This is a genomic window from Citrobacter sp. Igbk 14, assembly GCF_028069825.1.
GTDB lineage: Bacteria > Pseudomonadota > Gammaproteobacteria > Enterobacterales > Enterobacteriaceae > Citrobacter.
Window position 1 is genome coordinate 22301 of sequence record NZ_JANEWM010000042.1, and the last position, 15979, is coordinate 38279.

At 51.0% G+C, this 15979-nt stretch carries 13 protein-coding genes; 4 read left to right on the forward strand and 9 right to left on the reverse strand.

What is annotated here, in order from left to right:
• Window positions 1-47: 47 nt before the first annotated feature.
• The 9 genes from bamA to rpsB all read right to left on the reverse strand — a co-directional run bounded on the left by bamA (window position 48) and on the right by rpsB (window position 10375).
• Entirely contained in the window at window positions 48-2468 is a 2421-nt protein-coding gene (gene bamA / locus NNN64_RS16015; RefSeq protein WP_202039452.1) for an outer membrane protein assembly factor BamA, read from the reverse strand.
• A 29-nt stretch (window positions 2469-2497) separates the two neighbouring features.
• On the reverse strand, window positions 2498-3850 hold the full coding sequence (gene rseP, locus NNN64_RS16020) for a sigma E protease regulator RseP (RefSeq protein WP_271441998.1): 1353 nt from the start codon (window positions 3848-3850) through the stop codon (window positions 2498-2500).
• An 11-nt stretch (window positions 3851-3861) separates the two neighbouring features.
• On the reverse strand, window positions 3862-4719 hold the full coding sequence (gene cdsA, locus NNN64_RS16025; protein WP_048212646.1) for a phosphatidate cytidylyltransferase: 858 nt from the start codon (window positions 4717-4719) through the stop codon (window positions 3862-3864).
• A 12-nt stretch (window positions 4720-4731) separates the two neighbouring features.
• Complete coding sequence (ispU, locus tag NNN64_RS16030) at window positions 4732-5490, reverse strand: (2E,6E)-farnesyl-diphosphate-specific ditrans,polycis-undecaprenyl-diphosphate synthase (RefSeq protein ID WP_040230029.1); 759 nt, start codon at window positions 5488-5490, stop codon at window positions 4732-4734.
• Window positions 5491-5802: 312 nt separating this feature from the next.
• Complete coding sequence (ispC, locus tag NNN64_RS16035) at window positions 5803-6999, reverse strand: 1-deoxy-D-xylulose-5-phosphate reductoisomerase (protein WP_271441999.1); 1197 nt, start codon at window positions 6997-6999, stop codon at window positions 5803-5805.
• 96 nt (window positions 7000-7095) lie between these two features.
• Window positions 7096-7653, reverse strand: a complete 558-nt coding sequence (gene frr / locus NNN64_RS16040) for a ribosome recycling factor (protein ID WP_005132113.1) — start codon at window positions 7651-7653, stop codon at window positions 7096-7098.
• A gap of 139 nt (window positions 7654-7792) precedes the next feature.
• Entirely contained in the window at window positions 7793-8518 is a 726-nt protein-coding gene (pyrH, locus tag NNN64_RS16045; RefSeq protein ID WP_005132114.1) for a UMP kinase, read from the reverse strand.
• A gap of 145 nt (window positions 8519-8663) precedes the next feature.
• Window positions 8664-9515 carry a translation elongation factor Ts gene (gene tsf, locus NNN64_RS16050; protein WP_271442000.1) on the reverse strand — a complete coding sequence of 284 codons (852 nt, stop codon included), beginning with the start codon at window positions 9513-9515 and terminating at the stop codon, window positions 8664-8666.
• 134 nt (window positions 9516-9649) lie between these two features.
• Window positions 9650-10375 (reverse strand): 30S ribosomal protein S2, encoded by a 726-nt coding sequence (gene rpsB, locus NNN64_RS16055; protein WP_005132117.1) that lies wholly within the window; start codon window positions 10373-10375, stop codon window positions 9650-9652.
• 450 nt (window positions 10376-10825) lie between these two features.
• On the opposite strand from rpsB, the gene map reads away from it, so the two are divergent.
• From map to NNN64_RS16075, 4 genes are all read left to right on the forward strand, one after another.
• Window positions 10826-11620 carry a type I methionyl aminopeptidase gene (gene map, locus NNN64_RS16060; RefSeq protein WP_271442001.1) on the forward strand — a complete coding sequence of 265 codons (795 nt, stop codon included), beginning with the start codon at window positions 10826-10828 and terminating at the stop codon, window positions 11618-11620.
• 238 nt (window positions 11621-11858) lie between these two features.
• Window positions 11859-14531, forward strand: coding sequence for a bifunctional uridylyltransferase/uridylyl-removing protein GlnD (gene glnD / locus NNN64_RS16065; RefSeq protein ID WP_271442002.1), 2673 nt, complete (start codon window positions 11859-11861; stop codon window positions 14529-14531).
• A 31-nt stretch (window positions 14532-14562) separates the two neighbouring features.
• Window positions 14563-15387, forward strand: coding sequence for a 2,3,4,5-tetrahydropyridine-2,6-dicarboxylate N-succinyltransferase (gene dapD / locus NNN64_RS16070; RefSeq protein ID WP_039030312.1), 825 nt, complete (start codon window positions 14563-14565; stop codon window positions 15385-15387).
• Window positions 15388-15496: 109 nt separating this feature from the next.
• Window positions 15497-15883, forward strand: a complete 387-nt coding sequence (locus tag NNN64_RS16075; protein ID WP_005132126.1) for a DUF3461 family protein — start codon at window positions 15497-15499, stop codon at window positions 15881-15883.
• The last annotated feature ends 96 nt before the right edge of the window (window positions 15884-15979 follow it).

Genomic DNA, 15979 nt, shown 5'->3' on the forward strand with positions numbered 1-15979 from the left:
CCTAAAGTCATCGCTACACTACCACTACATTCCTTTGCGAAGAACAATTACCAGGTTTTACCAATGTTAAACTGGAACTGTTCCGCTTTGTCTCCATCGTACTTCTTGAACGGTTGGGCGTAGGAGAAAACCAACGGCCCCAATGGGGACATCCATTGTAACGCGATACCCGCAGACATACGGATATTATTCGGATCGCTGTAGTCTGGCACGCCAAGTGCACGAGTGTCGGCAGTGTTCTGCCAGTTCGTATCCCACACGGTACCCATATCCCAGAAGAAGGAGGTACGCACCGAGTTAGCATATTTATCGCTGATAAACGGCGTAGGTGTGATGAATTCCAGGCTGGCTACAGCCATGGCGTTACCGCCGACTGCATCGTCTGATTTACACAGCGCAGCGCCCGTACACTCTTCGTAGTTGTCATTATTGTCTCTATCGCCAGAATAAGCCCCGTTCTTATAGACGGCTTTCGGGCCGATAGTATTGGACTGGAAGCCACGCACGGTGCTGGAACCACCCGCGTAGAAGTTCTCATAGAACGGCATCTCTTTACTACCTATGCCATCACCATAGCCCAGCTTGGTACGTCCCAGAACCACCCATTTGTGGTCGTCATCGATCGGCACATAGGTCGCCGTATCCAACGTCGCTTTATAGTATTCGTTATCAGAACCCGGAACAGTCACTTTACCGTTCAGGTTGACACGCGTACCTTCCGTAGGGAAATACCCACGGTCCAGCTTGTTGTAGGTCCAACCGTAGTTGAAGGTAAAGTCATCCGCGGCAAAGCTGCTGGTATCATCTTGTCCCATTGAATCAAGATAACGATCCATCGCAATCTGCGGCTGCATGTTGGACAGTTTGTTATGTACATAACCCAGGCCTGCACGCAACGTGTTGTATTCGTTGACCGGGAAGCCCAGCGTTACATCCGTACCATAGCTTTTGTTGGTATAGTCGGACAGATCTGCATCATCTGCCTCAAAGTCGTTATAGAAGACACGACCACCGAGACTCACACCATCGACGGTGAAGTACGGGTTGGTGACAGACAGCTCAGTATAGGTCTGGTAGTCGTTTTTGGTGCCGCTAATCCCGACTGAATAACCGGTACCTAACCAGTTATCCTGCTGAACGCCCGCCTGGAAGCTTACGCCACTTTCAGTGCCGTAACCCACACCGAAGTTAAAGCTACCGGTGTTGCGTTCTTTCACCTTATAGACCACATCAACCTGATCAGGACTGCCCGGAACACGTTGAGTATCGGTATCGACAGTTTCAAAGTAACCCAGACGGTTCAGACGCTCTTTACCCTGGTCAACCAGATCGCTGCCCAACCAGGCGCCTTCCATCTGGCGCATTTCGCGGCGCAGTACGGAATCTTTCGAAGTGTCGTTACCTTCAAAACGGATCTTACGCACATAGAAACGGTTACCCGCATCCACGTTTACACGCAATTTAACGGTTTTGTCTGCATCGTTGATTTCAGGCTGCGACTGTACACGCGGGTAGGCATAACCATAGCGTCCCAGAAGCTTCTTGATATCATCTTCCATTTTGGTCACTTTGGTGCCGTTATAGAGTTCACCCGGTTCGATTTTCGTCAGGGTCTCAATTTCGGCAGAGTGTCCAGCCAGGTTACCACTCACCTGGACCCCAGAAAGCTTGTACTGCTCGCCTTCTGTGATGTTAACGGTGATGTAGATACCTTTTTTATCCGGCGTCAGGCTAACCTGCGTGGAATCGATATTGAAGCGAGCATAACCGCGATCCAGATAGTAACTGCGCAGGGTTTCAAGGTCGCCGGCCAGTTTCTGTTTCTGGTATTTACGATCGCCCACCACGTTCCACCACGGTACTTCATCGCGTAGTTGGAAGTGAGAGATAAGCTCGTCGGTTGTGAAGGCGTGGTTGCCGACGATATTGATCTGTTGGATCTTCGCCGAAACGCCTTCCTGGAAGACCAGTTTGAGGTCAACGCGGTTACGCGGCAACGGCGTTACCACCGCTTTCACACTGGCGCTGTATTTACCGACGCTATAGTAGAAATCTTCCAGGCCTTTTTCGATATCGGCAAGCGTTGTGCGATCCAGAGACTCGCCAACACGTACGCCAGACGCCTCGAGGTTTTGCTTCAGCATGTCATCTTTTACCGATTTGTTACCGGAGAAAGTGATGCTGGCAATCGTCGGACGTTCTTTTACCTGAACCAGAAGGGTATCACCATCGCGCAGGACGCGGACATCCTCAAAGTTACCGGTGGCGAACAGAGCACGAATGGTATTACTGATATCTTCATCATTAACCGTGTCGCCTGTGCGCACCGGCATACTGAGGAGAGCCGCACCAACGGCGACTCGCTGTAGGCCTTCGAAATGAATGTCCTTCACTACGAACCCTTCAGCACCGTATACGGTGGCGCTGCTAAACAGCAGCGACGCTATGAGCAACTTTTTCATCGCCATCGTTATTATGCGTTCTTCCTAACACTCTCTTACAACCGAGAGAAATCATTGAAAAGTGCAAGCCCCATTAACAACACCAGCAAGATAGAGCCAATGCGATAACTAAAGTCTTGAACCCGCTCGGATACCGGACCGCCCTTCAGCTTTTCAATCGCCAGGAACAGCAGATGCCCCCCGTCAAGAACGGGCAACGGAAACAGGTTAATTATCCCTAAGTTCACGCTGATAAGCGCAAGGAACATCAGGTAATAAATAACCCCGAACTCCGCTGACATCCCAGCCCCCTGGGCGATAGAAATCGGCCCACTGAGGTTGTTCAGTTTTACATCACCGGTAATCAATTTTCCCAGCATACTGACCGTTAGCTTCATCAACTGCCACGTTTTATCCGAGGCTTCGAGGATGGCGCTGAATGGCCCATACTGGCGTACAGTCTTATACTCATCAGGCAGAGGGATAATTTTAGGCACTACGCCCGCAAAACCTTCGGCCTTTCCGTTACCCGGTTTTGAATCCGGGGTTAACGTCAAAGACAAGGAATTCCCTTGTCTTTCAATTTCTAGCGCTAGCGGCTTATCAGGATTATCGCGCACCAACGTCACGAACGTCATCCATTGCGTCAGCGGCTGACCATTGACTTTAACGATCCTGTCGCCAGCTTGCAAACCCGCCTTACTTGCCGCGGAGTTAACCTGCACTTCTGACAGCACCGGTTCAATCTGCGGACCACGTGGACGAATGCCCAAACTAGAGACGGGATCCTCTTTGTCTGGCTCAAATGCCCAATGGCGTAAATCCAGCGTTTTGTCCTGTCGCTGGTTACTGCCAAACTGCGCCACGCTGATGGTCGTATGCTCATCGCCAATTTTGGATACCAGTTGCAATCGGACGGTATCCCAATCAGGGGTTTCGATACCATCAACCGCTTTTAGTTCCGTACCTGGCTGAATTTGCGCCTGGGCAGCAATCGAGTTGGGTGTTATTTCACCAACAACCGGACGAACGCCAGGGACACCGATGATAAAGACCAGCCAGTAGGCAAAAATAGCGAAGAGGAAATTTGCAATCGGGCCTGCAGCGATAATGGCCGCGCGCTGCCCAACTGTTTTATTGTTGAAAGCGTAGTGGCGCAGCTCCGGTACAACTGGTTCAGCGCGCTCATCCAGCATTTTGACGTAACCGCCGAGGGGGATTAAGGCGATAACGTATTCCGTACCCTGTTTATCGGTACGGCGCCAAAGCGCTTTTCCAAAGCCAATGGAAAAGCGCTCGACGCGGACTCCGCAGCGCCGTGCAACCCAGAAATGACCAAATTCATGCACGGTGATAAGTACACCAAGTGCAACGATGAATGCAGCCAGATTCCAGAGAATACTCAGCATAAGACCATCCGTTAGAGCGTCCTGAATACCAGTAACAACAGGCAAGCAAAGACCGGCACCGCAGCCGTCAGGCTGTCAATACGATCCAGAATACCACCGTGTCCTGGGATTAAGTGACCACTGTCCTTAATACCTGCTTCACGCTTAAACATACTCTCGGTCAGGTCACCCAGCACGGAGGCCAGGGCTGCAACGATGGAGCAAATGAGCAAGGTGACAGGCGCAACTTCAAGATTCGCCCACATACCATAACCCCACGAGATTACAGCTGCAGTGGCAAGTCCGCCAATAAAACCCTGCCAGGTTTTACCAGGAGAAACCTTCGGCGCCAGTTTATGTTTGCCAAACATCTTACCAAACATATACGCACCTGAATCCGCTCCCCAAACGAGGATCATGACATAGAGCAGCCATAGCGCGCCACTATAATGATTCTCATCATAGTGCCAGGCACGTAGCGCCAGCATTCCCCAAAAGAAAGGGACAATGGTTAACACGCCGAAAATTATGCGTAATGTTTTGGAATTACGCCAGACCGAGGCTGAACCGGGGTAAAACAGCACCAGTAATAGCGCCACGGCCCACCAGCCCAGCGACGCCCAAAGCGACACCTCAACCAGCGGTTGGTGAATGTTATGATGATACTCAGGCAGCAAAAACAGCATCAGTGCCAGCAATAGCCCGCACAAAACCGCCAACCAGACTCGCTGTGTACGAGTGGCAAAACCGCTTAACTGTCCCCATTCCCACGCGGCCAGCATACAGACGACCAGCGTAACAATGGCGAACCCCACCGGCGGCAACAAAAACAACGCCGCGATGACAACGGGTATTAAAACAAAAGCAGAAATCAGGCGATACTTCAGCAAAAGCGACCCCCATCAGGCTTTTTCATCACCGGGCTCGGTGCCGCCGAAACGACGCTCACGATTAGCAAAGGCATGTAGCGCACCTTCAAAGTCTTGTTCATCGAAATCGGGCCAGAGAACATCCGTAAAGTAAAGTTCGGCGTAGGCAATTTGCCACAACAAAAAATTACTAATTCGATGCTCTCCCCCAGTCCTTATCACTAAATCCACAGGAGCCAGCTCATGCATACAAACTTGCTGACCAAGCATCTCTTCATCAATTTGCTCCGGACGCAACAGACCTTCCTGCACCTGTTGTGCCAGTTGCCTGACGCCCTGGACAATATCCCACCGTCCGCCGTAATTCGCGGCAATATTCAGCGTTAACCCGGTATTCTGGGCGGTAAGCGCTTCCGACTTGCGAATCCGTTCTTGCAAACGTGTGTTAAATCGACTGATATCCCCAATAATACGCAGGCGCACGTTATGGCGGTGCAGGTTTTTCACTTCGCTATCAAGTGCCCACACAAACAACTCCATTAACGCACTGACTTCCTGCGCTGGTCGGTTCCAGTTCTCACTGCTAAAGGCATACAGCGTTAACGCATCAATACCGTTATTGGCAGCAAAAGAGACAGCCCGGCGGACGGATTTTGCTCCGGCCTTATGCCCAAAGGCGCGGATCTTCCCTTGCTTTTTCGCCCAGCGGCCATTGCCATCCATGATAATTGCGACATGGCGACAACCATGTGCTGGCAAATTTTCGCTTAATGGTTTAGTTGCAGACAACATAACGCGTTTTTAGTCCCTGAAAGGATTATACGGTACTCAGGAATACTGAAGCCTTTGCGCTTCATCCTTCAGGCTGCCTCTTCGTTGGCTGTGCTTATTCGCCCCTGTCACATACTATTTGTATGCTCCAGGGAACTCATTCACTTGCCGCCTTGATGCAACCTGAATGATTTTGTGCATCCACAAAAAAGCCGTGTCAAACCACGGCTTACCCGATCGAAAAAAAGCAAATACCTGCGATCAGGTGGCGCAGACTATATCACTGAAGCCCAACGCTAACAAATAGCACGATCCCCCACAGAGGGATTATCATCAGCTTGAGAGTCGTGTCACTTGTTTTGTCGCGACATCTCTGGCGATGGCATCGACCCTCAGCACATCATCAACGCTCTGCGGTTCCTGCAAATCCATCTTATCCAGTACGGATAAATTGAGATCGGCGATATCCGTAAATCGAATCTGCTGCGCCAAAAATGCGGCAACAGTAATTTCATTCGCGGCGTTCAGCGCAGTTGTCGCAGCCTGTCCTTGCTCAAACGCGTCCATAGCAAGTTTCAGGCACGGATAACGCTGATAATCAGGTGCGGAAAACGTCAGCGCACTGAGTTTGCAAAAATCGACAGGCTTAACGCCAGAGCTCACACGTTCCGGCCATGCCATTGTATGGGCGATAGGTGTGCGCATATCAGGCTCACCCAACTGGGCCAGGACGCTACCATCCTGATAACGGACCATCGAATGAATAACCGACTGCGGATGGATCAGCACTTCCATCTGACTTGCACTGGCATTAAATAGCCAACGCGCTTCAATGTATTCCAGACCTTTATTCATCATGGTGGCAGAGTCGACAGAGATTTTTCGTCCCATCGACCAATTCGGATGACGGCATGCCTGATCGGGTGTCATTAGAGCCAGATCGTGCAATGGCGTTTCGCGGAAAGGGCCACCAGACCCGGTAAGCAGAACAGACACAACGCCGTTTTGCTCAAGGTCAGCGTATCCCAGATTGTGTTGGATAGGTTGCGGTAAACTCTGAAAAATCGCGTTATGTTCGCTATCTACCGGCAAAAGCTGCGCTTTATGGCGTTTCACGTCGTCCATAAACAGACGTCCGCAGGTTACCAGAGACTCTTTATTCGCCAGCAAAATGTTTTTGCCCGCGCGGATTGCCGCAAGTGTTGGCAACAAACCTGCCGCGCCGACTATCGCCGCCATAACCTGATCGACATCATCCAACGCAGCCATATCACAGGCAGCCTGCTGCCCGCACATAACCTCGGTGCGACTTCCATGATCCCGCAATGCGGCTTTCACCAGCGCTGCACTTTTTTCGTCATCCATCACCGCGTAACGGGGTGAAAACTCCAGACATTGCTCCACCATACGGGCGACATTTTTACCCGCTACCAACGCAGCAACACGAAATTTATCCGGGTTATGACGTACTACATCGAGCGTACTGCAACCAATAGAGCCGGTTGAGCCCAGGATGGTTAATTGCTTCATGAGACATCCAGAAGAATTGAGACAGGATAAAAAAGCAAAACGCCGCCATCCAGCCTTCTCAGGCCTTCTAAGCGGCGTTTTTAGCGTACAGGCGAATCAGAACTGCATCAGTTCCGCTTCTTTCTCTGCCAGCGCCGCATCAACTTTCTTGATTGCAGCATCGGTCAGTTTCTGTACGTCGTCCTGAGAACGGCGATCGTCATCTTCGCTGATCTCTTTATCTTTCAGCAGCGCTTTCACTTTGTCGTTGGCATCACGGCGTACGTTACGCACAGCAACACGCGCGCCTTCAGCTTCACCACGTACGATCTTGGTCAGATCTTTACGACGCTCTTCGGTCAGCGGTGGCAGCGGAACGCGGATGTCAGAGCCCGCTGAGCTTGGGTTCAGACCGAGGTCGGAAGCCATAATCGCTTTCTCAACAGCAGGACCCATAGAGCGGTCAAACACGTTGATTTTCAGGGTACGGGAATCTTCAACCGTTACGCTTGCCAGTTGGCGCAGCGGAGTCGGCGTGCCGTAATATTCCACGATAATGCCATCCAGCAGGCTGGGAGAAGCACGACCCGTGCGAATTTTGCTGATTTGATTTTTGAACGCTTCGACGCATTTGTCCATGCGTACTTCAGCATCTTTTCTGATATCGTTGATCACGTTACGAATCCTTGAAAGCTTGTTTCAGTCAGACCATACCCACTACGCAAGGTGTGACAAGTATAGTCTTGATTAATTTTGAGGGACGTATCCCGCGACATTAAAGCGGAATATTACCTGCATTTAGCCGCAACGGGAATTATTCCGTGATTAACGTGCCTTCTTTTTCACCCATCACAACGCGGCGCAACGCACCCGGTTTGTTCATGTTGAAGACACGAATCGGTAATTTGTGGTCACGAGCCAGCGTGAACGCAGCCAGATCCATCACTTTCAGTTCTTTATCCAGTACTTCAGCATAGGTCAGCTGCTCGTACATGGTTGCTGTTGGATCTTTAGCTGGATCGGCGGTAAACACACCATCAACTTTAGTGGCTTTCAGAACCACATCCGCTTCAATTTCAATACCACGCAGGCAGGCTGCGGAGTCGGTAGTGAAGAACGGGTTGCCAGTACCAGCGGACAAAATAACCACGCGGTTGTTACGCAGCAGACTGATCGCTTCTGCCCAGCTGTAGTTATCACACACGCCGTTCAGAGGAATTGCGGACATCAGGCGAGCGTTCACATAGGCGCGGTGAAGCGCATCGCGCATCGCCAGACCGTTCATTACGGTGGCTAACATGCCCATGTGGTCGCCCACAACGCGGTTCATCCCTGCTTTCGCCAGACCAGCACCACGGAACAGGTTACCACCACCGATCACTACGCCAACCTGGATTCCCAGCTCGACCAGCTCTTTGATTTCCTGAGCCATACGGTCAAGTATGCTTGCATCAATACCGAAGCCTTCTGAACCTTGCAGAGCTTCGCCACTTAACTTAAGCAGAATACGTTTGTAGACGGGTTTTGCATTGGTAGCCATGTTTCTTTCCTGAGACTGTCAACGAATGAGATGAGTTAATTCCAGCGACATTGTATGTCGCTTTTCAGCCTTACCACTATAGCGCTTAGCTGAATTTACAAGTCGGACGCAAAAAGAAGCCGCCCTCAGGCGGCTCCTTTTAAAATTAAGACTGCTTGGACATCGCAGCAACTTCTGCTGCAAAGTCAGTCTCAACTTTCTCGATGCCTTCACCCACTTCGAAGCGGATGAAACCCGTTACGTCAGCGTTGTGCTCTTTCAGCAGCTGAGCAACAGATTTGCTCGGATCCATTACGAAAGGCTGACCAGTCAGAGAAACTTCGCCGGTGAATTTCTTCATGCGGCCTTCAACCATTTTCTCTGCGATTTCTTTCGGCTTACCAGACTGCATCGCGATGTCCAGCTGAACCTGGTATTCTTTTTCTACTACTTCAGCAGAAACGTCTTCCGGCTTAACGAATTCTGGTTTGCTTGCGGCGATGTGCATTGCCAGCTGTTTAACCAGTTCTTCATCAGCGCCAGTTGCAGCAACCAGAACACCGATACGAGCACCGTGCTGGTAGCTACCCAGAACTTCGCCTTCCAGGGAAGCAACGCGACGGATGTTGATGTTCTCACCGATTTTAGCAACCAGAGCAACACGTTCTTCTTCGAACTGTGCTTTCAGAACTTCAACATCAGTGATTTTGCCAGCAACGGCAGCGTCCAGTACTTTGTCAGCAAATGCCTGGAAACCAGCATCTTTAGCAACGAAGTCAGTCTGGCAGTTAACTTCCAGAATGAAAGCGATATTGCCGTCGATTTTGGTTTTGATTACGCCGTCAGCAGCAACGTTGCCTGCTTTTTTCGCTGCTTTGATAGCACCGGACTTACGCATGTTTTCGATTGCCAGCTCGATGTCGCCATTAGCTTCAGTCAGTGCTTTTTTGCAATCCATCATGCCTGCGCCAGTACGCTCACGCAGCTCTTTTACCAGGGATGCGGTAATTTCAGCCATTCTAAAATCCTCGGAAGATTTGATCTGCCCGGCATGAAACCGCACAGATTTAAAAGTGAAAAAGGGGCCTGAAGGGCCCCTAACCAAACGTGATACTACCTGGTTTATAAGGGGGCTCTAACGAGCGTGCCTTATTATTCAGCTTCTACGAAGCTTTCTTCCGCCTGGGAAGCCAGATCCTGAGAACGGCCTTCACGAACGGTAGTAGCTACAGCGCCCAGGTACAGGGTCACAGCACGGATTGCGTCGTCGTTACCCGGGATAACGAAGTCAACACCGTCCGGATCAGAGTTGGTATCAACGATAGCAAATACTGGGATACCCAGGTTGTTTGCTTCTTTGATAGCAATGTGCTCGTGGTCAGCATCAATTACGAACAGAGCGTCCGGCAGGCCGCCCATGTCTTTGATACCGCCCAGGCTGTTTTCCAGTTTCTCAAGCTCACGGGTGCGCATCAGCGCTTCTTTCTTGGTCAGCTTTTCGAAAGTACCGTCCTGAGACTGAGTTTCCAGATCTTTCAGACGTTTGATGGACTGACGAACAGTTTTCCAGTTAGTCAGCATACCGCCCAACCAGCGATGGTTCACGAAGAACTGATCGCAGCTGTTAGCAGCGTCTTTCACCGCTTCGCTTGCAGCGCGTTTAGTACCAACGAAAAGGATTTTACCTTTACGAGCAGAGATCTTGTTCAGTTCAGCCAGAGCTTCGTTGAACATCGGTACAGTTTTCTCAAGGTTGATGATGTGAACTTTGTTACGCGCACCGAAGATGAACGGTTTCATTTTCGGGTTCCAGTAACGGGTCTGGTGACCGAAGTGAACACCAGCCTTGAGCATGTCGCGCATGGAAACAGTTGCCATGATTAAAACCTCTATATATAAAAGTTGGGGTTAAGCCTCCACGCATCCCATATTACCGACCCCAAAGGGCACCCCGGAATATGTGTCGATACGTGTGTGTTGTTACACAAAGTGAGATTTGTCGCTCCCGTCCATCGTGTGTAGTCTTCGAATGGATCGGAAGTCCGGCGCGCTTTATACCACAAATACGCCACCGACACCAATAATTGTTGGCGGTCTGTGCTGTATTGAACGATGAATTTCGTGTTACAGGCAGTCGGCAAATTTATGAATCCCCGGGAGCTTACGGCCAGTAAGTAACCAGGGTGAAAAAATGTAGCCAACGCATTTGTGGCACGAAAGGCGAAGTTCAGAATGATTCTCAATTTGGCAGGGTACACTCCAGACTGATACCATTGACGGCACTTACACAATTATTGTCGAAATAATCGACACTGATGGACAGAATTCATGGCTATCTCAATTAAGACTCCTGAAGAAATCGAAAAAATGCGCGTCGCTGGCCGTCTGGCAGCCGAAGTGCTGGAGATGATCGAACCGTTTATCAAACCGGGCGTGAGCACCGGCGAGCTGGATCGCATCTGTAACGACTACATCGTGAATGAACAGCAGGCGATTTCCGCGTGCCTGGGTTATCACGGTTATCCGAAATCCGTGTGCATCTCTATTAATGAAGTCGTGTGCCACGGGATCCCGGATGACGCTAAGCACCTGAAAGAGGGTGATATCGTCAACATCGACGTCACCGTGATTAAAGACGAGTACCACGGCGATACGTCCAAAATGTTTATCGTCGGTAAACCGACCATTCTTGGCGAGCGTCTGTGCCGCGTAACGCAGGAAAGCCTGTATCTGGCTCTGCGTATGGTAAAACCGGGTATTCGCCTACGTACCCTGGGTGCTGCAATTCAGAAATACGCAGAAGGTGAAGGCTTCTCTGTAGTACGTGAATACTGCGGCCACGGTATCGGTCGCGGCTTCCATGAAGAACCTCAGGTCCTGCACTACGATGCAGACGACGGCGGCGTGGTACTGCAGCCGGGCATGACCTTCACCGTAGAACCGATGCTGAATGCCGGTGATTACCGCATCCGCACCATGAAAGACGGCTGGACGGTGAAAACCAAAGACCGCAGCTTGTCTGCTCAGTACGAGCATACTATTGTGGTAACGGAAAACGGCTGTGAAATTCTGACATTACGTAAGGATGACACCATCCCGGCAGTCATCACACACGACGCATAATTTTTTGCCTGATGGCGATGCTCCCGCATCTTATCAGGCCTACAAATTACACCTTTACTCAAAATCATTCGAGTTGCCTCAAGGCGGCAAGAGAGTGAATCTTCAGGAGCGTACATAAGTACGTGACTGGAGTGAACGAGCGCAGCCAACGCAGAAGCAACTTGAAGGATGAAGAGTAAATACGTAGGCCGGGTAAGGCGTTCACGCCGTCATCCGGCTTTTTAATGGGTGGCGCACAATGAATACTCTTCCTGAACAGCACGCAAATACTGCCCTCCCCACCCTGCCTGGCCAACCGCAAAACCCAGGGACATGGCCACAGCACGACCTCAACTGTACCGGCATAAAAGCTCATATCGATAATTTCCAGCACTGGTTGGGGGAAGCATTTGACAGCGGAATTTCCGCTGAACAGTTAATCGAAGCCCGCACCGAATTTATTGACCAGTTGCTGCAGCGCCTGTGGATTGAAGCAGGTTTCGGTCAGATTGCCGATCTGGCGCTGGTGGCCGTTGGCGGCTACGGGCGTGGTGAACTGCATCCGCTTTCCGATATTGACCTGCTGATCCTTAGCCGTAAAAAACTGCCTGACGCGCAGGCGGAGAAAGTCGGCGAGTTATTAACGCTATTGTGGGATGTGCGGCTGGAAGTAGGACACAGCGTGCGTACGCTGGAAGAGTGTCTGCTGGAAGGACTATCAGATTTAACCGTCGCCACCAATCTGATTGAAACACGGCTGCTGATTGGCGATGTCGCGCTGTTCCTTGAGCTGCAAAAGCATATTTTCAGCGAAGGTTTCTGGCCATCCGATAAATTTTACGCCGCCAAAGTAGAAGAGCAAAATCAACGCCATCAGCGCTATCACGGCACCAGCTACAATCTGGAGCCGGATATCAAAAGCAGCCCTGGTGGGCTGCGCGACATCCACACCCTGCAATGGGTTGCCCGCCGTCATTTTGGTGCCACGTCACTGGATGAGATGGTCGGCTTCGGCTTCCTGACGCTGGCGGAGCGCGCCGAACTGAATGAATGTTTGCATATTCTGTGGCGGATCCGCTTCGCATTGCATCTGATCGTGAACCGTTACGACAACCGTCTGCTGTTTGATCGACAGCTCAGCGTGGCACAACGCCTCAATTATGGCGGTGAAGGCAATGAGCCGATCGAGCGGATGATGAAAGACTATTTCCGGGTCACGCGGCGGGTGAGCGAACTGAACCACATGCTGCTCCAGTTGTTTGACGAGGCGATTCTCGCCATGCCGGCCGATGAAAAACCGCGCCCAATTGATGACGACTTTCAACTGCGTGGCACATTGATTGACCTGCGCAATGACGACCTGTTTATCCGCGAGCCCGAGGCCATTTTGCGGATGTTTTATATCATGGTACGCAATAGCGCGATCACCGGAATTTACTCCACCACACTGCGTCATTTGCGTCATGCCCGCCGTCATTTAACGCAGCCGCTGTGCTACATTCCGGAAGCGCGCTCTCTATTTCTCAGCATGTTGCGCCATCCAGGCGCAGTCAGTCGCGGCCTGCTGCCGATGCATCGTCACAGCGTGTTATGGGCCTATATGCCGCAATGGTCGCATATCGTCGGTCAAATGCAGTTTGACCTGTTTCATGCTTATACAGTGGATGAGCACACTATCCGAGTCATGCTGAAACTGGAAAGTTTTGCCAAGGAAGAGACCCGCCAGCGTCATCCGTTGTGTGTGGATCTGTGGCCGCGCTTGCGTCAACCGGAACTCATTCTGATTGCTGCGCTGTTCCACGATATCGCCAAAGGTCGTGGCGGCGATCACTCTATTCTCGGGGCTCAGGACGTACTCAAGTTCGCCGAATTACACGGACTCAACTCCCGCGAAACGAATCTGGTTATGTGGTTGGTACGCCAGCATCTACTGATGTCGGTGACCGCTCAGCGCCGTGATATTCAGGACCCGGAGGTGATTAAGCAATTCGCCGAAGAAGTACAAACGGAACACCGTTTGCGCTTCCTGGTCTGCCTGACCGTCGCCGATATCTGCGCCACAAACGAAACGCTATGGAATAGCTGGAAGCAAAGCCTGTTGCGCGAATTATACTTCGCCACGGAAAAACAACTGCGTCGTGGAATGCAAAATACACCGGATATGCGCGAGCGTGTGCGCCATCATCAGCTTCAGGCGCTGGCGTTGCTGCGAATGGACAACATTGACGAAGAAGCGCTGCACCATATCTGGTCACGCTGTCGCGCCAACTACTTCGTGCGCCACAGCCCAAATCAGCTGGCCTGGCATGCACGCCATTTGCTGCAGCACGATCTGAGCAAACCGCTAATTTTACTCAGCCCGCAGGCAACGCGAGGCGGAACAGAGATTTTCATCTGGAGCCCGGATCGCCCCTACCTGTTTGCCGCCGTCTGTGCCGAGCTGGACAGACGTAATCTTAGCGTTCACGATGCACAGATTTTCACCACCCGTGATGGCATGGCGATGGATACGTTCATCGTACTGGAGCCGGACGGCAGTCCGCTGTCGTCAGACCGACACGAAGCGATCCGTTTTGGGTTGGAACAAGCCATTACTCAACGCAGTTGGCAACCACCGCAACCGCGTCGTCAGCCGGCAAAATTACGCCACTTTACTGTCGATACTGAGGTCACCTTTTTGCCGACCCATACCGACCGTAAGTCATTCCTCGAACTTATCGCACTCGATCAACCAGGACTACTGGCGCGGGTCGGGCAGATTTTTGCCGATCTGGGAATTTCGCTGCATGGCGCCCGAATTACAACTATTGGTGAGCGAGTAGAAGATTTATTCATAATCGCCACCGCCGACCGGCGTGCCCTTAATAATGAGCTGCAGCAGGAAGTACATCAACGGTTGACAGAGGCCCTCAATCCAAACGATAAAGGGTAATGTTTTTATTTATTATGGAAAGAGTTTAACAATGCAGCAGTTACAGAACGTTATTGAGTCCGCTTTTGAGCGTCGTGCCGACATCACTCCGGCGAATGTGGATACCGTAACCCGTGAAGCGGTTAATCAGGTTATTTCTTTACTGGATTCCGGTGCACTGCGTGTCGCAGAAAAGATTGACGGCCAGTGGGTCACCCATCAGTGGCTGAAAAAAGCGGTCCTGCTCTCTTTCCGTATTAACGATAATCAGGTTATCGATGGTGCGGAAAGCCGCTACTTCGATAAAGTGCCGATGAAATTTGCCGACTACGATGAAGCACGCTTCCAGAAAGAAGGCTTCCGCGTGGTTCCGCCTGCGGCCGTGCGTCAGGGGGCATTTATCGCACGTAACACCGTGCTGATGCCGTCTTACGTTAACATTGGTGCGTATGTTGATGAAGGCACGATGGTTGATACCTGGGCGACCGTAGGTTCTTGTGCGCAAATCGGTAAGAATGTTCACCTGTCCGGTGGCGTTGGCATCGGCGGCGTACTGGAGCCGTTACAGGCTAACCCGACCATCATCGAAGATAACTGCTTCATCGGTGCGCGTTCGGAAGTTGTGGAAGGCGTGATTGTCGAGGAAGGTTCCGTCATCTCGATGGGCGTGTATATCGGTCAGAGCACCCGTATTTACGATCGTGAAACAGGCGAAGTGCATTATGGTCGCGTACCGGCAGGTTCTGTTGTCGTTTCCGGCAACCTGCCGTCGAAAGATGGCAAATACAGTCTGTACTGCGCGGTGATCGTGAAGAAAGTCGACGCTAAAACGCGTGGCAAAGTGGGTATCAACGAACTGTTACGTACCATCGACTAACAGCAATTTGAAAAAGCGGGCTTAGCCCGCTTTTTTTACATCTGCGGGTGGCATAAACAAGGCTTTTCGTTAATTATTCAATGGTTATAGTGAGCTTAAGGGTACCGCTATGTATGACAATCTGAAAAGTCTGGGCATTACTAATCCTGAAGAGATCGATCGTTACAGCCTGCGGCAAGAAGCCAACAACGATATCCTGAAAATCTATTTCCAAAAGGATAAAGGCGAGTTTTTTGCCAAGAGCGTGAAATTCAAATATCCCCGTCAGCGTAAAACGGTGGTCGCCGATGGCATCGGTCAGGGCTACAAAGAAGTGCAGGAGATCAGTCCAAACCTGCGCTATGTGATCGACGAGCTGGATCAGATCTGCCAGCGCGATCGCAGTGAAGTCGATCTTAAACGCAAGATCCTCGATGATTTACGTCATCTGGAAAGCGTCGTGACCAATAAGATCAGCGAAATTGAAGCCGATCTGGAAAAACTGACGCGCAAATAAGCCATCATATCTTCAGGCCAGGAAACTGGCCTTTCTAAAAAAATATCACACACCCACACTCCCTTTAATTTACTCATCATTTCATTATCCATAAAG